This is a genomic window from Sphaerisporangium rubeum (assembly GCF_014207705.1).
In the GTDB taxonomy this organism is placed as follows: Bacteria; Actinomycetota; Actinomycetes; order Streptosporangiales; family Streptosporangiaceae; genus Sphaerisporangium; species Sphaerisporangium rubeum.
Genome location: NZ_JACHIU010000001.1, coordinates 3,872,053 through 3,889,522 on the forward strand (window position 1 = coordinate 3,872,053; position 17,470 = coordinate 3,889,522).

Annotated in this window: 19 protein-coding genes; 8 read left to right on the forward strand and 11 right to left on the reverse strand. The window is 74.6% G+C overall.

The window, feature by feature from the left end; translation table 11 throughout:
* The 5 genes from BJ992_RS16685 to BJ992_RS16705 form a co-directional block, all read right to left on the reverse strand.
* Complete coding sequence (locus tag BJ992_RS16685) at positions 1-1,008, reverse strand: polyprenyl synthetase family protein (protein WP_184981989.1); 1,008 nt, start codon at positions 1,006-1,008, stop codon at positions 1-3.
* Positions 1,005-2,351 (reverse strand): hydroxysqualene dehydroxylase HpnE, encoded by a 1,347-nt coding sequence (gene hpnE, locus BJ992_RS16690; protein ID WP_343072703.1) that lies wholly within the window; start codon positions 2,349-2,351, stop codon positions 1,005-1,007. The genes BJ992_RS16685 and hpnE overlap by 4 nt, the downstream gene beginning before the upstream one ends.
* Positions 2,348-3,202 (reverse strand): phytoene/squalene synthase family protein, encoded by an 855-nt coding sequence (locus BJ992_RS32910; RefSeq protein WP_184981991.1) that lies wholly within the window; start codon positions 3,200-3,202, stop codon positions 2,348-2,350. The genes hpnE and BJ992_RS32910 overlap by 4 nt, the downstream gene beginning before the upstream one ends.
* 7 nt (positions 3,203-3,209) lie before the next feature.
* Positions 3,210-4,040, reverse strand: coding sequence for a squalene synthase HpnC (hpnC, locus tag BJ992_RS16700; protein WP_184981993.1), 831 nt, complete (start codon positions 4,038-4,040; stop codon positions 3,210-3,212).
* 206 nt (positions 4,041-4,246) lie between these two features.
* Positions 4,247-5,035 carry a polysaccharide deacetylase family protein gene (locus tag BJ992_RS16705; protein ID WP_343072705.1) on the reverse strand — a complete coding sequence of 263 codons (789 nt, stop codon included), beginning with the start codon at positions 5,033-5,035 and terminating at the stop codon, positions 4,247-4,249.
* Between the two features lie 53 nt (positions 5,036-5,088).
* On the opposite strand from BJ992_RS16705, the gene BJ992_RS16710 reads away from it, so the two are divergent.
* On the forward strand, positions 5,089-6,132 hold the full coding sequence (locus BJ992_RS16710; protein WP_343072706.1) for an MGDG synthase family glycosyltransferase: 1,044 nt from the start codon (positions 5,089-5,091) through the stop codon (positions 6,130-6,132).
* 3 nt (positions 6,133-6,135) lie between these two features.
* Here BJ992_RS16710 and BJ992_RS16715 read toward each other — a convergent pair whose 3' ends face one another.
* Complete coding sequence (locus BJ992_RS16715) at positions 6,136-6,990, reverse strand: DMT family transporter (protein WP_184981995.1); 855 nt, start codon at positions 6,988-6,990, stop codon at positions 6,136-6,138.
* Entirely contained in the window at positions 6,987-7,859 is an 873-nt protein-coding gene (locus BJ992_RS16720) for a DMT family transporter (protein WP_221474856.1), read from the reverse strand. The genes BJ992_RS16715 and BJ992_RS16720 overlap by 4 nt, the downstream gene beginning before the upstream one ends.
* Before the next feature lie 137 nt (positions 7,860-7,996).
* On the opposite strand from BJ992_RS16720, the gene BJ992_RS16725 reads away from it, so the two are divergent.
* Positions 7,997-8,491, forward strand: coding sequence for a GNAT family N-acetyltransferase (locus BJ992_RS16725; RefSeq protein WP_184981997.1), 495 nt, complete (start codon positions 7,997-7,999; stop codon positions 8,489-8,491).
* 134 nt (positions 8,492-8,625) lie between these two features.
* Here the strand turns inward: BJ992_RS16725 and BJ992_RS16730 are convergent, their stop codons facing one another.
* Positions 8,626-9,561 (reverse strand): LysR family transcriptional regulator, encoded by a 936-nt coding sequence (locus BJ992_RS16730; RefSeq protein WP_184981999.1) that lies wholly within the window; start codon positions 9,559-9,561, stop codon positions 8,626-8,628.
* 127 nt (positions 9,562-9,688) lie between these two features.
* Here BJ992_RS16730 and BJ992_RS16735 point away from each other — a divergent pair, with 127 nt between their 5' ends.
* Positions 9,689-10,930 (forward strand): MFS transporter, encoded by a 1,242-nt coding sequence (locus BJ992_RS16735; protein WP_184982001.1) that lies wholly within the window; start codon positions 9,689-9,691, stop codon positions 10,928-10,930.
* Here BJ992_RS16735 and BJ992_RS16740 read toward each other — a convergent pair.
* Positions 10,905-12,107 (reverse strand): cytochrome P450 family protein, encoded by a 1,203-nt coding sequence (locus BJ992_RS16740; protein ID WP_343072707.1) that lies wholly within the window; start codon positions 12,105-12,107, stop codon positions 10,905-10,907. The genes BJ992_RS16735 and BJ992_RS16740 overlap by 26 nt on opposite strands.
* 102 nt (positions 12,108-12,209) lie before the next feature.
* Here BJ992_RS16740 and BJ992_RS16745 point away from each other — a divergent pair, with 102 nt between their 5' ends.
* Positions 12,210-13,337 (forward strand): TetR/AcrR family transcriptional regulator, encoded by a 1,128-nt coding sequence (locus BJ992_RS16745; RefSeq protein WP_184982005.1) that lies wholly within the window; start codon positions 12,210-12,212, stop codon positions 13,335-13,337.
* A gap of 90 nt (positions 13,338-13,427) precedes the next feature.
* A complete protein-coding gene (locus tag BJ992_RS16750; RefSeq protein ID WP_184982007.1) occupies positions 13,428-14,180 on the forward strand; it encodes an SRPBCC family protein in 753 nt (250 codons plus the stop codon).
* Between the two features lie 83 nt (positions 14,181-14,263).
* Here BJ992_RS16750 and BJ992_RS16755 read toward each other — a convergent pair whose 3' ends face one another.
* The gene (locus BJ992_RS16755) at positions 14,264-14,656 is read right to left on the reverse strand and encodes a DUF6223 family protein (protein WP_221474857.1); all 393 of its coding nucleotides are present in this window, start codon (positions 14,654-14,656) and stop codon (positions 14,264-14,266) included.
* Positions 14,657-14,872: 216 nt separating this feature from the next.
* Here BJ992_RS16755 and BJ992_RS16760 point away from each other — a divergent pair, with 216 nt between their 5' ends.
* Positions 14,873-15,988 carry a sensor histidine kinase gene (locus BJ992_RS16760; protein WP_184982009.1) on the forward strand — a complete coding sequence of 372 codons (1,116 nt, stop codon included), beginning with the start codon at positions 14,873-14,875 and terminating at the stop codon, positions 15,986-15,988.
* Complete coding sequence (locus BJ992_RS16765) at positions 15,985-16,653, forward strand: response regulator (protein ID WP_184982011.1); 669 nt, start codon at positions 15,985-15,987, stop codon at positions 16,651-16,653. The genes BJ992_RS16760 and BJ992_RS16765 overlap by 4 nt, the downstream gene beginning before the upstream one ends.
* Here the strand turns inward: BJ992_RS16765 and BJ992_RS16770 are convergent.
* A complete protein-coding gene (locus tag BJ992_RS16770; RefSeq protein ID WP_184982013.1) occupies positions 16,617-16,952 on the reverse strand; it encodes a hypothetical protein in 336 nt (111 codons plus the stop codon). The genes BJ992_RS16765 and BJ992_RS16770 overlap by 37 nt on opposite strands.
* Before the next feature lie 336 nt (positions 16,953-17,288).
* On the opposite strand from BJ992_RS16770, the gene BJ992_RS16775 reads away from it, so the two are divergent.
* Positions 17,289-17,459, forward strand: a complete 171-nt coding sequence (locus tag BJ992_RS16775) for a hypothetical protein (protein ID WP_184982015.1) — start codon at positions 17,289-17,291, stop codon at positions 17,457-17,459.
* The last annotated feature ends 11 nt before the right edge of the window (positions 17,460-17,470 follow it).

The following is a 17,470-nucleotide window of genomic DNA, read 5'->3' on the forward strand; positions in this document are numbered from 1 at the left end:
TCAGTGGTCCCTGGCGGTGATGAAGGCGGCGACGTCGAGGAACTCGGCGTGGACGGCGGCAGGAAGGCCCGCGTCGGCCAGGCGGCGGTGCGCGACGTCCAGACGGTGCTTGGCCTCCGCCTCGGCCCAGGCCCGGCCGCCGGCGTCCTCCACCAGGCCGGCCGCCTCGCGCAGGTCCCGCTCCGGCAGGGGGCCGGGCCGGGCCAGCAGGCCGGCCAGGCGCGCACCGGCGGGGGTGCCGCCGGTGAGCGCGGCCACCACCGGCAGGGTCTTCTTGCGGGCCCGCAGGTCGGAAAGGACGGGCTTGCCGGTGATCTCCGGCGACCCCCAGATCCCCAGCAGGTCGTCCACGAGCTGGAACGCCAGCCCCGCCTCCTCGCCGAACGCCGCCAGGGCCCGCGTCAGCCCGTCCCCGGCCCCGGCGGCAAGTGCCCCGGCGGCGCAGGCGCACGACAGCAACGCGCCGGTCTTGTCGGACGACATGCGCAGGCATTCCTCAAGGCCCACCTCGCCGCGCCGTTCGAACGCGAGGTCGGCGGCCTGGCCGGCGATGAGCCGGCGGGTCGCGGCGCCGAGGGACCGCGCCACCGCGGCGTGACCGGGGGTGCCGGCGACGGCCAGCAGCTCACCGGCCAGCGACAGCAGCGCGTCCCCGGCGAGGATGGCCTCGGCACGGCCGAACAGGGCCCACGCCGCGGGCCGGTGCCTGCGGGTGCGGTCGCCGTCCATGATGTCGTCGTGCAGCAGCGAGAACGCGTGCACCAGCTCCACCGCCGCCGCGGCCGGCAGGTCGGGTTCGGCCCCGGCGGCCTTGGACGACAGCACCACCAGGGCCGGACGCAGCGCCTTGCCGCCGCCGTCGGCGGGACGGCCCTGCGGGTCGGCCCACCCGAAGTGGTAGGCGGCGACCCGGCGGGTCACCGGGTCCAGCCGGTCCACCGCGGCGCGAAGCACCGGCTCGACCAGCTCGCGGGCCGCCGGCAGCGCGCAGGGCACCACAGGCGTCATGACGCGGCCCTGGCCTGTGCCGCACGCACATGGCGGCGGACCAGGCGGGCCGCGTTGAGTCCGCTGCGCACGGCACCCTCCATCGTGTCGGGCCAGCCCGTGTCGGTCCACGCGCCGGCGAGGTACAGGCCGGGCCACCGGGTGGCGGCGCCGGGACGCAGGGAGCCGCTGCCGGGACCCTGGTGGAACGTGGCGCGGCGCTCACGTGTGACGAAGAAGTCGGCGAGCCGCGCGTCACGCGCACCGGGCAGGACGCGCCGCAGCTCGGGTTCGAAGCAGGCCCGGATCTCCGCCGTCGGCAGGTCGATCCACCGGCCGGCCGCCGACACCGACACCGCCAGGTACTGGCCCTGGTCCAGCCCGGCCACCCCGGTCTTGTCGAAGATCCATTGGACGGGTGAGCCGACCACCGCGGCGAACGGCAGGCCGGTGACCCGCCGGTCGTACACCGCGTGCACGTTGACGATCGGCCCGGCACGCAGGCCCGGCCACCGGTCACGGTCCGGTGCCGCGCCGGGGGGCGCCAGCCGCGCCGCCTGTTCGTGCGGCACGGCGAGCACCACGGCCGACGCCTCCACCCGCCGTCCGCCGACCACCACCGCCGGTCCCGGCAGCACGGCCCCGACCTTCGCCGCCATGCGCACCACCCCGCCGCGCCGCTCGATGGCCCGCGCCGCGGCGGTGCCGTGCAGCCGGCCGAGCGGCACCGACGGCACCCCGATGTCGGCGGCGCCGGCCCGGCCGAGCAGCGCGGTGCGGAACACCTTGACCGCCGCGCCGAGCGCCGCGTCACCGGCGGCGGCGTTCAGCGCCGCCACGGTGAACAGCTCCCACACCGCGTGCCGCGCCGGGCCGCGCTGCCCGTGCCGGTCCAGCCACGTGCCGAGGTCGACCAGGTCGAGCGCCGGGTCCGCCGGGTCCAGCCGCGCCATGGCGACCGACCCGCGCAGCGCGCGCAGCCGGTCGGCCGGCCGCAGCAGCGAGTACGTCGCCAGCGCCGGCAGCAGGTGGAACGGCCCCGGCAGCGCCGCGCGCCGCAGCCGTCCCGACCGGCCCTGCGGGGTGAGCACCCGCACGTCGAACCGGTCCTGCAGCCGCACGCCGCGCGCGCCGCCGATACGGTCGAGCAGCCCCCGGTAGGCCGTGCAGCACCGCAGGAACACATGCTGGCCGTTGTCGACCGTCAGCCCGCCACGGGTGAACGAATGCGTGGCACCGCCGAGACGCGGCCGCGCCTCGTACACCGTCACCGGGATCCCGGCGTCGGCCAGCGCCACGGCCGCCGTGATCCCCGCCAGCCCCCCGCCGACCACCGCCACCGGGGCCACCGGCGCGCCGCTCACCGGCCGGCCCCGGCGAGCGCGCGGGCCGCGACCATCGCCTTCTCCCACACCGGCACCGACGAACGACCGGCCAGCGCCTCGGCGGGGCACGCCGCGATCCGGTCGAGCAGACCGCGGTAGATGCCGGCCATCGCACCGGCGCACGCCGCGCTGCGGCGGTCCAGCATCGGCGGCAGCCGCATGCCGGTGTCGTACCAGTCGCGGGCCCGGGACGTCTGGAACCGGATCAGCGCCTCCAGCCGGTCCGGCGGGTCGGTGAACCGGCCCGCGCCGTCCAGCTCCAGCGTGCAGCCGAACCGCGCGAGGTCCTCGGCCGGCAGGTACACCCGGCCGGCCAGCCGGTCCTCGTGCACGTCCCGCAGCACGTTGGTCAGCTGAAGCGCCACCCCGAGCGCGTCGGCCAGGGGCTCGGCCGCGGCCCGGTCGGCCGTGCCGAACACCCCGAGCGACAGCCGGCCCACCGACCCCGCGACGCGGCGGCAGTACCCCAGCAGATCCTCGTACCCGGCGAACCGGACACCACGTACGTCGTCGGCGCAGCCGTCGATCAGCTCCTCGAACGCCGGCAACGGGATCGGGAACCGGCGCGCCGCGTCGAACAACGCCACCATCACCAGGTCGCCGTGCACCGGCCGCCGCGCACGCAGCGAACGCCGCGCCGCGTCCAGCAGCACCAGCCGCTGCTCCGCCGGCCCGTCCCCGTCACCGATGTCGTCGATACGGCGCGCGAACGCGTACACCGCGCTCAGCGCGCGCCGCTGCCGCGGCGGCAGCAGGCGGATGCCGTAGGAGAAGTTCCTCGCCCTGGTGCGCACGATCCGCTCACAGTGCCGGTAGGCGTGGGACGCCATCGCCGGGTCACCCCCTCCTCAGCAGCGCGCGCAGCCACGCCGCCGCCAGCCGGGCACGGCGCGGCCGCACCGCCACCCCGAGCACGTCGTGACCGGAACGTTCCAGCGCGGCGACCGTCGCGCGGCCCCCCGCGACGTACCCGGCGACCGCGGCGCGCGCGAACCCGTCGAGCGACGCCAGCAGCGGCGCACCCGCGTCCAGCAGCCGCGCCGCGCGCGCCACCTGCAACGCCACCACCCGGCGCAACGGCCCCGGCGTCACCGCACCCGCCAGGTCGTCGTCGGTGCAGCCGTACCGCCGCAGGTCCTCACCCGGCAGGTACACCCGGCCCCTGCGGTAGTCCTCGCCGACGTCCTGGCAGTGCTCGACCACCTGCAACGCCGAGCACACCCGGTCCGACAGCGGCACACGCTCACCCCCGGCGGCGCCGAACACGTGCAGCACGATGCGGCCCACCGGGTTGGCCGACAACGCGCAGTACCCCAGCAGGTCACCGAACGTCTCGTACCGGGTGACCGCCTGGTCGCGCCGTCCGGCCTCCACCAGGCGGTGGAACGGCTCGGCCGGCACCGCGCACTGCCGCACCGTCGCGGCCAGGCCCCGCACCACCGGATGCCGCGGCACCTGGCCCGCGTACAGCCGGCGCAGATCGGCGTCGACCTCCTCCAGCAGCCGCGGCCGGTCCCGCGGGTCGGCCTCGTCACCGGCGTCGTCCACGTGGCGAGCGAACGCGTACACCGCGAAAAGATGCCCCCGATATCGGCGTGGCAGCACACGCGAAGCGACCGGGAAATTCTCCCGCCTCGCTCTCGCCATGACGTCCCGCCCCGGTGACATGGCTTCACTATTGCCGAGCGCACCGCGCCGTAAACTGTCTTGCGACGCCATGAAACCCGATGTCAACAGGCATATCTGCCGCGAATACCGCTAACGCTCACCGTCTTTATCGGCCTTTTCCCATTCCCTCGGAAAATCGATACAGGCGACCACGTCCCCCATTCGGCCACCGCCGGTCCTGCCAGACGTTTGACCGTTTCCCGGCTTTATCCCCGTCCCCCGCCGGAGACCGTGACCTGGCAGCCGCTACGCAAGGAGGACCCGCCGTGGCCACCTCGCCTCCCCACGCCGTGCTCACCCAGCGGCCCCACCCGCAGGCCCGCCGCGCGGCAGTACGCCACCACCTCCGGCAGCGCGCCGAGCGCCGAGCGCCACGCGCCGGACGCACAGGTGTGGTCACTGTCGTGCAGCAGCACGGTCGCGCCGCCACGCAACCCCGGTGTCAGCGTGGCGAGCACCGACTCGCGGGTGGCCGACGCCGTCCAGTCCCGGCCCCACGCCGTCCACAACACCGGCCGCAGCCCCCACACGCGCGCCGCCAGCAGCGCCTCGGTGCTCAGCACCCCGTACGGCGGCCGGTACCACTCCGGCGAAACCCCGGTGACCTCCCGAACCAGCCGTACCGCCGCCCCCACCCCCGCGGCCACGGCCCCCGGCCGGGCCAGCGGCGCCGCGGTGTGCCGCCAGCCGTGCACGGCCACCTCATGCCCCTCCTCGGCGATGCGGCGTCCCACCCGCGGATGACGCTCCAGCATCTCCCCCAGCACGAAGAACGTCGCCCTGCACTCCAGCCTCCCGAGCTCCCGCAGGAAACACGGCGTGGACACCGGATCGGGCCCGTCGTCGAACGTCAGCGCCACATGCCCCGGCTCCCCCACCCCCGCGAGCCCCGGCACCACCCGCCGCACCCCGCCGAGCCACGCCGCCGCCGGCCCCGCGTACACCAGACCGCCGACCCCCGCGGCCAGCGCCGCGTACCCCACCCCCCGGCGCACCCCCTCAGCCCCCCACCGGCACGCCGGGCCGCACCGTGACGGCGGCCAGGCGCGTGCTCATCATCAGCGCCTCCATGGGTGCCGGCCACGACGGCGTGGCACGCGAACTCGCCGGCCGCCTCACGCGCGACGGCGCACAGGTACAGGTCATCGACGTCCTCCGGCTGCTCCCCCTGCGGCTCGGACCACTGCTGCGCTGGTGGTACCGCACCACCGTCCAGCGCACACCCTGGATCTACGAGATCGTCTACCAGGTCTTCTTCGTCCGCCGGTCCCCGGTCTCCCCCCTGGCCCGGCTCGCCGCACCCCGCCTGCGCGCACTGACCACCCGCGAGGCCCCCGCGCACGTCGTCTCGACGTTCCACCTGGCCGCGCAGGTCACCGGCCTCATGCGCGCACGCGGAACCCTGACCGCGCCGAGCACCGTGCTGGTCACCGACTTCACCCTCCACCGGCTCTGGCTGCACCCCGGAAACGACCGCTACCTGTGCCCCACCCCCGGCACCGCGCACGCCGCGACCGCCGCGACCCACCGGCCCGCCACCGCCTACGCCCCCCTCGTCCGGCCCGCCTTCCACACCCGCGGGCGACCCGCCGCCGCGCGCACGGTGCTGGTGTCGGCCGGCGCCTGGGGAGTCGGACAGGTCACCCGCACCGCACAGGTCCTCGCGGCGTCCGGACGCTACACCCCCGTCGTGCTGTGCGGCGGCAACACCCGGCTGGCCCGCCGCCTCGACGCCGCCGGGCTCGGCCCGGCGCTCGGCTGGCGCGACGACCTGCCGCACCTGATGGCCGCCGCCTACGCGCTGGTCGACAACGCCGCCGGCCTCACCTGCGTCGAGGCGTTCGCCGCCGGCCTGCCGGTGGTCTCCTACCGTCCCATCCCCGGCCACGGCCGCGCCGGAGCCCTCGCCATGGCCCGCGCCGGCCTCACCGCGCACGCCGCCGACGCCACGGCCCTGCTCGCCGAACTCGACCGCCTGGCCGACCCCCGCCACCGCGCGCGGCGCACCGCCGCCGCCGGCACACTGTTCGCCGCGCCGGCCGCCGAGACCCTCATCCGCACCGATGACCCCGCGAGGACCGGCGGCGCCTGACGATCAGGCCGCCGCCATCTGCGCGTGGAACAACGGCGACTGCGCCAGCAGGAAACTGCCCCCCACGATCAGCCCGATCCCCGTCAGCTCCGGCACGATCCACAGCCCCGTGCGGATCTGCTCATCGAACATCGCCGTCCCGTACACGATCGACGCCACCGGATCGCTCAGCGTCAACGCCGGCTGCGCCGCCACCAGCGTCCCGCTCTGCAACGCGTTCTGCAGCAGGAACAGGCTGCACAACCCCGCCACCACCATCGCGTACAACTGCCAGGTCACCGGCAGCGCCGACATGTCCTCCTCCAGCACCAGCGTCGCCTGCTTGATGAACGTCGCCGTGAACGCGAACCCGATCCCCGCCGCCAGCCCGAACGCCACCGCACGTCCCGCACCCTCGGTGATCCGCGCCACGAACACCAGGGCCCACACCGTCGCGAGCGTCCCCGCCGTCGCCGTCATCCAGCCCTCCGCGTCCGGCCCCCCACCCCCCGGCTGCGGCGCCGCCGCGAACAACAGCAACGCCAGCCCACCGGTCAGCAGCACGATCGCCAGCCACGAACGCGGCCCGAGACTCACCTGGAACACCCGCGACATCAGCACCATCGTGAACGGCAGCTCGCTGATCAGCACCGGCTGCACCAGCGCCAGCCCTCCTTGCGACAACGCCGCCGCCTGGAACACGAACCCCAGGATCAGCGCACCGATCCCCCCGAGCCACACCGGCGTGCGCACCAGCGTCACGATCAGGCGCGGCGACATCGCCTGCTGCCGCGGCACCCGGCGCGCCGCCATCCGCTGCATCACCGAGGCCGCCGCGTTCCCCATGGCGGCGCACACCGCCAGCAACGCCGCGATCACCGCGCCTCGACCCTCTGTCCCGACTGCCCCGATTTCGCCAGATACGGCGAACGACCGAGCAACACGATCCCCACCACCATCGCGACCAGCCCCGCCACCTCGGCCACCACCGCCCCCGCCGCCAGATCCAGATGCTCGGCGAAGATCACCACGCCGAGCATGATGCCGGTGATGGGCTCGGCCGCCGTCGTCGCCGGCAACGAGATCCGCAGCGGCGCCGCGTCGAACGCGCTCTGGTTGAGCAGCAACCCCATCACCGCCACACACGGGACCGCGTACGGCATCCACGACGACGCCAGCGCTCCCACCCCGTACCGCAGCGTGAGCAGCGACCCCCGCGTCAGCACGTCCTGCAGGCCGTACAAGATGCCGGCCGCCGCGGCCAGCAGCATCGCCTTCACCTGCAACGACCGGTTGCGGCCCGCCACCACCAGCGCCGCCGCCACCAGCAGCACCGCGGCCACGGCCACCCACTGCACCAGCCACCCCGCCGGAGCCCGCCCCCCGTGCGGCTCACCGAACGCCAGGAACAGCGCCACACCCCCGCTGACCAGCGCCGCACCGGTCCACTCGGTCCAGCCGAGATGCTCCTGGTACACCACATGCGCCGCCGCCAGCGCGAAGATCAGACTGGTCGCGAACAACGGCGCCACCGCCGACACGCTCGACTGCCGCAACGCCAGCGCACCGAGCACCTGGCCGCCGAACATGAGGCCGACCCCCGCCAGCCACACCGGCTGACGCAGCAGATGCACCAGCAACCGCATCCGCAGCATCTCTCCCAGCGGCTCCCGGTAGGCGGCGTGCTGCTGCGCCATGAAACCCATGCCGAGCAGGCACGCAGCCATGATCGGCAACAAGAAGATCACGTGCCCCCTCCGGTGTCCCCCACCCCACCCCCGCTCCTACCCACCCCCTCCCCCTCACCGAACCGCCACCCCGGAAGATCGTCACATCACCCGCACCACCACCTCATCGTCCCGCTGCGACCTGGTTTGATGGGGTCATGATCGTGCGAGACGCTCACCCCGGCGAGATGACCACCGTGGGCGACCTGCGGGTCGCCGCCTACCAGGCCGAAGGACTGCTCGACGCGCACCCCGCCTACGCGCGCACGCTGCGCGCACTCGGCGCCGACGGCCACGGCGAGGTCCTCGTCGCCGCCGAGGACGACCGGCTGCTCGGCACCGCGATGCTCGACCCGTTCCACCCCGGAAGCGAACTCGCCACCGGCCCCCACGAAGCCGAGATGCGCGCGCTCGCCGTGGCCCCCGAGGCCCAGGGCCGCGGCGTCGGCGCCACCTTGATCCGCGCCGTCCTCGGCCGCGCCGCCGGCCGCGGCGCCACATCCCTGCTGCTGTCCACGCAGCCCGCCATGAGGACGGCCCAGCGTCTGTACCTCGCTCAGGGTTTCACCCGGCTGCCGGCCCGCGACTGGGCCCCCGTGCCGGGGTTCACCCTGCTCGCCTTCGGCCGTTCCCTGGACGGACTCAAGGACTGAAGGTCGCCACCGGCATCGGTGGATCGTTTGTGCATTTTTGTCCGATTTGGAATTATTCCGCCGCCTTTACAACGTAGATTCATAACGTGGCATTCAGGCAAGACGCGTGTGATGTCCGATTCTCCGTGCCGCGCTCAGTGGGAGATCACCCACTCCGGCACCCAGGTCCCCGTGGCGTCGTGGCCGGTCCCCCCGGCGGCGAGGTGGGTGCGCAGGGTCGCCAGCGCCGGGTGGGGGTTGTCGCGGTGCCACAGGAGCGAATGCGGGTAGACCGGTGCGGGCTGGGTGACGGGGATGCGGCGCAGGCCGTGGCCGGCGGGCCAGACCAGGCGGGTGCACTCCCCCATGAACGTCGCCAGGCCGGGGGTGTCGGCGACGGTGTCGAGCAGCGCGTCGGAACCGAAGTTCGGGCCGGTCGCCTCGATGGTGAGGCCGAACTTCTCGACCAGCGCCTCGTAGTAGGCGGCCCACTCGGTGCCGGGGACGATCCCCGGCATCCAGATCCGGTGTCCCCTGAGCTGAGCGACGGTCACCGAGCGGGCCCCCGCCAGCGCGTGAGCCGGTCCGGTGAGCAGCTGGAGCGCCTCGTCGAGCACCCGGACGGACCTGACGTCCTCGGGAAGGGGCCGGCCCGGCGCGGCGACGGCGCGGAACGACGCGTCGATCGCACCGGACCGGATGGCCTCGACGGCCGTGCCGACGTCGAACAGCATCACCACGTCGAGCTCGATCCCCGGGTAGGCGCGGTGGAAGCCGCGCATCAGCCCCGACCCCGCGCTTCGCGAGGTGAGCACGTCGACCCGCAGCGGACGGCTGCCGGCCCGCACCGACGCGACCGCGCGCTCGGCGGCGCGCAGCAGCTCACGCGCGTGCGGCAGGAACGCCTGCCCGTCGATGGTGAGCTCGGCGCCACGCGCCGTCCGGGTGAACAACCGCACCCCGAGATCACGCTCCAGCCCCGCGATGCGCTTGGAGACGGCCTGCTGGGTGACCCCGAGCCCGGCGGCGGCGTCCTGGAACCGTCCCGACTCGGCGGCGGCGGCGAAGGTCCGTACGGCGTCGAGATCCATGGCCGACACCCTACTGACACAACCACCGGTTGTGACCTGACGGCCAGATAGTTGTTTGATCCCAGGACACGCGTCTCGCTTAGATGCATCCGATCGCTGATCGGTTGTGCGAGACGAGGAGATCGGCATGGGGAACGGGTCCCGGCTGGGGCGGTCGTTCGGGTGGCTGTGGGGTGCGTACGGGACCAGCGCGCTCGGCACGTGGCTCGCCTTCGGCGCGTTCCCGCTGATCGCGATCCAGGTGCTGCACGCCGGTCCCGCGCGGGTCGCGGCGTTGTCGGCCGTCGGTGCCGCGGCCGGCGCGGCCCTGGCGGTGCCGCTCGGGCCGTGGGTGGAGTTCCGCCGCAAGCGGCCGGTGCTGATCGGGACGGACGTGGCACGGTTCGCGGCGCTGCTGACGGTCCCCGCCGCGTACGCCTGCGGCGTGCTCACCTTCCCTCACCTCCTGCTGGTCTCGGTGCTGGTCGCGGCGGCCGACATCACGTTCCGCGCCGCCTCAGGCGCCTACCTGAAGACCCTGGTCGCGCCGGAGAACCTGCTCGTCGCCAACGCCAGGTTCGAGTCCACGACCTGGACGGCCACGATCGTCGGGCCCCCGCTCGGCGGCGCCGCGATCGGCCTGCTCGGCCCGGTGGCGACGGTGCTGGCCGACGCGGTCAGCCACCTGCTCTCGGCCCTGTGCATCGGCGCGACCGGCGGCCGCGAGCCGCGGCCCGAGCGGCGTGCCGCCCCACGCCTGCGTCCCCGCGACCTGCTCGACGGCTGGCGGTTCATCCTCGCCGACCCTGGCCTGCGTCCCCTGTTCCTCAACACCACCCTGTTCAACGGCCTGGTCATGGCCACCCAGCCCCTGCTCGCCGTCCTGCTGCTCGACCGGCTCGGCTTCGCGCCATGGCAGTACGGCCTCGCGTTCGCCGTCCCCTCCGTCGCCGGCCTGCTCGGCTCCTGGCTGGCCCGCCCCCTCGTCGCCCGGTTCGGCCCCCACCGGATCCTGACCGCCACCGGCGCGCTGCGCGCGCTGTGGCCCCTCGGCCTTGCCTTCCCCGGCCCCGGCGCCGCCGGCCTGCTCCTGGTGATCGCCGTAGAACTCGGCCTCATCCTCTGCTGCGCCGTCTTCAACCCCGTCTGCGCCACCTACCGCCTGGACCGCACCCCGTCCGGCCGCGTCACCCGCACCCTGTCCGCCTGGTCGGTGACCACCAGAGCCACCACCGCGCTCCTGACCGCCACGTGGGGACTCCTCGGCGGCCTGCTCGGCCCCCGCACCGCCATCGGCCTGGCCGGCGCACTGGTGCTGGCGACCCCCTTGCTGCTCCCCTCCCGGTCGATGCGCCGTCTGGCCGTCACAGGGTCACCGGCAGCGAGGTGAGCCGCCACATGCCCGGGTCCAGGGCACGGATCTCCTCGGGGTCCGCCGCCAGGGCCAGGCCGGGGTGGCGGGCCAGGAGCGCGGTGAGGGCCGTCTCGACCTGGACGCGGGCCAGTGCGGCGCCGAGGCAGAAGTGGGGGCCGTGGGAGAAGCCCAGGTGGGGGGAGGCAGGGGTGCGGGTGATGTCGAGGCGTGCGGGGTCGGGGAAGGCACGGGGGTCGTGGTTGGCGGCGGCGACGGCGGCGGTGATCGCGTCGCCTTGGCGGATCTTCGTGCCGTACAGCTCGGTGTCCTCGCGCGCGTAGCGGGGGACGGCCAGCAGGATGGGGCCGCACCAGCGGGTGAGTTCCTCGACGGCGCGTGGCATGAGCGCGGGGTCGGCGCGGAGCGCGGCGAGCCGGCCGGGGTGGGTGAGCAGGGCCGCGACGGCGTTGCCGATGAGGTTGTGCGGGGTCTGGCCGGCCAGGACCAGCAGCCAGATCATGGTGATCATCTCGGTGTCGCTCAGCCGGTCGCCGTCGTCGTCGTGCGCGCGGATCAGGTCCGACAGCAGGTCGTCGGCGGGTTCGGCGCGGCGGCGCGCGACGGCGTCCCTGGCGCCGGCGATGATGCCGGGCATCGCCTCGGCCAGTCCCTGGCCGGAGCCGGCGGCGATGACCGCGCCGTACTCGCGCCACGCGAGGCGGTCGGCGTGCGGGATGCCGACCAGCTCGCAGATCACGTCCATGGGGAGCGGCCTGGCGTAGTGCCGCAGCAGGTCCACCACACCGTTGTCGGCGTGGCCGGGGAGCTCGTCGAGCAGCCGGGCCGCGATCGGCTCGATCCGCGGCCGGAAGCCGGCGGCGCGGCGCACGCCGAAGGCCGGCGCGACCAGTTTGCGCAGCCGCAGGTGCTCGGAGCCTTCCATCTCCGACATGGTGCGCATGTACGGCAGGCAGTCCTCCGGCACACCGGGACGCACGAAGCTCTGGGTGCTGATCCCGAACCGGGGGTCGGCGAGCATCGCGCGGGCCCCCTCGTACCGGGTGAGCAGCCACACCGGGCCGATGCCGGGGATGGTGAGCCGCGCGAGGGGTGAGCGTTCCCTCACCTCGCCGTAGGCGGTGAACGGGTCGCGGATCACCTGCATGGCGGTGAGGTCGATCTCGGGGATGACGGTGGCGCGTTCGTCGGTCACGTGGACTCCCAACTCGGATGTTGAGAACATATGATGACATCATCTGAATGGTGACGGTATCTTGTTGCTGCGACGCCGGCGAACCGGGGGACGGGAGTGACGATGGAGCGGCTCACCCGGGTGGAGGCGCAGGAACGCAACCGGGCGAGGGTGCTGGCTGCCGCGAGGGAGGAGTTCGCCGCGCGCGGCTTCCGCGACGCCAAGATCGACGCCATCGCCGACCGTGCCGGGCTCACCCGTGGCGCGGTCTACTCCAACTTCCCCGGCAAACGGGCCCTGTACTTCTCGGTCCTTGCCGCCATGTCGGACTCCCCCGGCCCCGGCCCCGCCGACCCCGGCCCCGCGCCGGCCGGCGACGCGGGTGAGGCCCTCGGCGCGCTGGCCCGCGCGTGGGTGGCGCGGCTGCCGCTGGCGACCGACGAGCACGGGGACACGCTCCTCGGCCGGGACCTGATGCCGGAGATCCTCGCCGAGGACCGCACACGGCACGCCTACGCGCAGCTGCTGAAACTCGACGCCGTCCTGCTCGGCCTGGCCCTGGAACGGCTGCGGCCTGCGGGAGGGCCTGCGGGAGGGCCTGCCGCGCGGCAGGTGCGGCTCGCCGAGGCGGTGCTCACCACCCTGCACGGCGCCGGCCAGCTGGCCGCCGCGGCACCGGGGTTCGTCGAACCGTTCGACGTGGTGACCGTCTGCCGGGAACTGGCCGGGCTCGACCTCGGCGGCGGCATACCGCCGCTGCCCGCCGTCACCCCGCCGAGAGCCGTCGACGAGCCTTGGTCACCTCCCCCCGCCACCGACGCGGTGCGCCGCTCCCCCGCCGGTCTTTCCGGTGACGGCGTGGTGGCCGTCCTCGGCCTGCGGCGTCTACAGGCCGCCGAGGAGGCCGTCCGCGCCGCACCGCCGGGAACGCCGGTGACCGCCGTCGTGGTCACCGGCGACCCCGGCGAGCTGTCCCCGCTGGCCCGTCTGGTCGTCGCCGAACTGTGCACCCCTCTGCGCCAGGCCTTCCCCCCGCACGCCTGGCCCCCGCTGCGCGTGGTGCACGACGACACCGGCGCCGTGGCCGCCGCGGCCGGGGTCCCCGCCGTGTCCGACACCACCGAGACGGCGGTCCGCATCCAGGGGGGCCGCGTCGTGGCCCGCGCCGACGGCCGCCTGTCCGCGCACGCCGTCGCCGCGTCCCTCCCCCACCCTTCGTCCCTCCCCCACCCTTCACCCCGTCCCCGCTAGGCACCACGGCGGGAGGCGGACCCGTCGTCACCGACGCGCCGCGGCGCAGGCGCTAGGTTGGCCTGAGGCGAGACGAAGGGGTGACCTGCGATGGGCCACGAGTTCCATCTGTCCAAGGAGATCGAGCTCGACGCGACCCCGGAGCAGGTGTGGGACGCCATCGCCACCGGGCCCGGCATCGACTCGTGGTTCATGGGCCGCACCGAGCTCCAGGAAGCCGCCGGCGGCACCCTGGAACTCACCGTGGCGGGCCACACCTCCACGGCCGAGGTCACCGCGTGGGAACCGGGCCGCCGTTTCGCGCACGAAGGCGGGTCGGACGGCTTCTTCACCGCCATGGAGTACCTCATCGAGGCCCGCGACGGCGGTTCCACGGTGCTGCGCCTGGTGCAGAGCGGCGTTCTCGGCGACAACTGGGAGACCGAGTACGAGGCCATGCGCGAAGGCTGGGACATGTACCTGCACACCCTGTCGCAGTACCTGGCCCACTTCCACCCCCGCACCGCGACCGTCGTGACCGCCGTCCACCCCGGTGTCCCTCCGAGAGAACAGCTGTGGCTCGCGCTGCTCGGCGCTCTGTCCCTGACCGCCCCGGTCACCGCCGGCACCCCGGTGCGCCTCTCGGCGGCCGGCACCCTGGTCGAGGGTGTGGTCGACTACGACGGCCTCCCCACCGTCCTCGGGGTCCGCACCCCCGACGCGCTCCTGCGTTTCCTGCACTCCGGTCCCGACCGCGGAAACGTCCTGGTCCTCGGCCACCACCTGTTCGACGGCCCCGACCCCGGCAAGGCCCACCAGGCCTGGCAGGCGTGGCTGACCGACCTGATCACGACGACCGGCTGACACGCGCAAGGACCACGGCGCCGGCCGGCCTGCTCACGACCACCGGCTGACACGCGCAAGGACCACGGCGCCGGCCGGCCTGTTCACGACGACCGGCTCACGCGGGCCAGGACCAGGGCACCGAGGACGGCGCCGGTCAGGCCGACGACCAGGGCCACGTAGCCGCCGACGATGCCGTAGCCGGTGCCGGGTCCGCCTTTCGCCGCGGCCACGACCCACGCGCCGATGACCGCCGCCACCGGGCCCGTCACCAGCGCCGTGACGCCGGCCCTCCGCGCGGCGCCGGCCCGGCGGACCAGGGCCACCGCGGCGGCGACCACGCCGGCCAGGCCGACCAGGATGGCCACCAGGGACCACAGCCGGCCGGCGGTCATGGTGTAGGCGCCGACGGGATCGGTCACGGTTTCCGGCGCGGCGAGCCCGAGGGCTGCGATCAGGCCGGTCCCGGCGGCGGCGAGCGTGTATCGCACCGGCATCGGGGTGCTCCTTCCAGCGAGACGGACGTCACCTGAGCATGTCCGCGCCGGCCCCCGCCGGTCGTCCTCCCCGCGTGGACATCCGGGGCTGCCGCACCGGCGGCAGCCGTCCGCCGCGCGCGGCGCACCGGGGCCGTGCGGGTACCGCGCACGCGGTAGCAGACGCTCCTTCGCGCGCAGGAGCCGCGCACGGCCACCTCCGGCTAGGGTGCGCGCATGAGCTGGGGACGTGCCGGGGCCGGGGATTGGCTGATCGCCGTGTGTGTGGCGGCGACGCTGCTGGTCACCGGCCTGTCGGAACACCGTCCGGCCGGGAACGCCGCGATCCTCGGGCTGGTCGCGCTCGTGGCGGGGGGCCTGGCCCTGGCCGCGCGGCGCCGGGCCCCGGTGGCCGTGCTGGCGGTCACCGGGGTGTGCGCGGTGGGTCACCAGGCAGCGGGGTTCGACGTGCCGGCGGTGGCGTACCTGTTCGCGGTGTACGCCGCCGTACGCGCGGGACACCGCGCCGTCACCGTGGCGGGAAGCGTGGCCGTGCTGGCCGCGCTTCCCCTGGCGGCCCTGCTCACCGGGCCGTACGACGTGAGCGCGGCGCTCGCGCAGGCCCGCGGCGTGCTGGAGGTGGCGTGGCTGGTCGCGGCGGGGGCCGCAGGTGAGGCGCTGCGGCAGGCCGAGCAGCGGGCCGAGGAGGCCGAGCGCGGCCGGGAGGAGACGGCGCGGCGCCGCGCCGGTGAGGAACGGCTGCGCATCGCGCGTGAGCTCCACGACTCCCTCACCCACCAGATCGCCGTCATCAAGGTGCAGGCCGAGGTCGCCGTGCACGTGGCACGCAGACGCGGCGAGGACGTGCCGCCGGCGCTGCTCGCGATCCAGGAGGCCGGACGTGAGGCGGCCAGGGAGCTGCGCGCGACCCTGCGGGTGCTGCGCGACGACGACACCGCGCCGCCACGTGGGCTCGACGACGTCGGCGAACTGGTGGAACGGGCCCGTGCCACCGGCCTGGAGGCGACACTCACCATCGGCGGGCCGCGGCGGGACGTCCCGGCCGCGGTGAGCCGGGCCGCGTACCGGATCGTCCAGGAGTCGCTCACCAACATCGTCCGGCACTCCGCCGCGGCCACCGCGGCCGTCACCATCGACTGCCGTCCCGACACCCTGGCGATCCGCGTCGACGACGACGGCACCGCCACGCCGGGTGGCGTCACCGTGCCAGGCGTCGGGCTGCTCGGCATGCGGGAACGGGTCGCCGCGCTCGGCGGCCGGCTCCGCGCGGAGCCACGCGGCGAGGGAGGCTTCACCGTGCAGGCCGAGCTCCCGGTGGAGCCGAACCCGTGATCCGTGTCCTGCTGGTCGACGACCAGCCGCTCATGCGCGGCGGATTCCGCGCGCTGCTGGAACTCGAGGACGACATCGAGGTGGTGGCCGAGGCAGGCGACGGCAGGCAGGCACTGGTCCTGGCCAGGGAGCACCTGCCGGACATCGCGCTGGTCGACATCCAGATGCCGGTGCTCGACGGCATCGAGACGACGCGGCGCATCGCCGCCGACCCAGCGCTCGGCGGGGTGCACGTCGTCATCCTGACCAACTACGGACTCGACGAGCACGTCTTCGACGCGCTGCGCGCCGGCGCCGCCGGGTTCCTCGTCAAGGACATCGAGCCGGAGGACTTCCTGCACGCCGTGCGGGTCGCCGCGCGCGGCGACGCGCTGCTCGCCCCGTCGATCACCCGCAGGCTCATCGCCAGGTACGTCACCCGGCCTGCCGGCGCCGTCACCGGCGCCGGCACGGCGCTGAAGGACCTGACCGCGCGGGAACGTGAGGCCGTCGCCCTGGTGGCGCGGGGCCTGTCCAACGAGCAGATCGCCGCGCACATGGTGATCAGCCCGCACACCGCCAAGACCCACGTCAACCGCGCCATGGTCAAACTCGGCGTCCGCGACCGCGCGCAGCTGGTCGTCCTCGCCTACGAGTCGGGCCTGGTGACCCCGGGCGGCTCCTGACGCGCGTCCCGCGGACGGCTCGCCGCCTGCGGGGTGGCCGTGCCGGGGACGACGGGCCGGCAACTGTCCAGGCGCCAGTGGTGCAGCGCCGGATCCGACAGCGCGTCGGCCAGTGCCGCGTGGATCTCGGCGGCGGTGGTGTCGTCGGTGGTGTCCAGGCGCAAGGTGATGGCGCCGTTGGAGGTGGACAGGCCGGTGCGCCAGTGGGCCGGCAGCAGGGCCAGCACACGGATGCCGTCGGCCGGGGACGCGGCGGCCGCGCCGGGGGACGTGCGGTGCAGGATCGCCTCCACCAGCATCGTCGCACCGTTCCTTCACTCGCGGACGGGTAGGACCCCCGCCGCGGGTACCGCACCGGGTGCCCGCGATGCTATCGGACCCCGCCCCGCCGCCGGACCCGATCACCGGCGGCCCGCCGCCACGAGGTCCCGCCATCCCCCGGCCATCCCCCCCACAGCCGCAGGGGTACGGCCCCGCCATCGCCGGGGCCCCCACCGGCCTTAGCGGCCGAGAAGCGCACCGATAACGAGTGGATAGCGGCCCGGAATACCTTCGATATTGCGAGCAGGGAAACGCACCGACCAGGACTCCGCACCACAAGGGGTGGGCTAGAAATGATGGAAACCGTCAAGGCCATGACCGTCCGGATCACCGTCGTCCTGATCGTCGCCGCCGGCGGAATGGCCACGTACGCCGCCGCGTCCGCCGAGGCGGCACCGACCAAATACTCTGGTCAATCCGTCGGCACACCGGTCTCCATGCCTGGTCAGCCCGCCAAGCTACACGGCAACACCCCCTGGGGCTGAGCCCAGGCAGG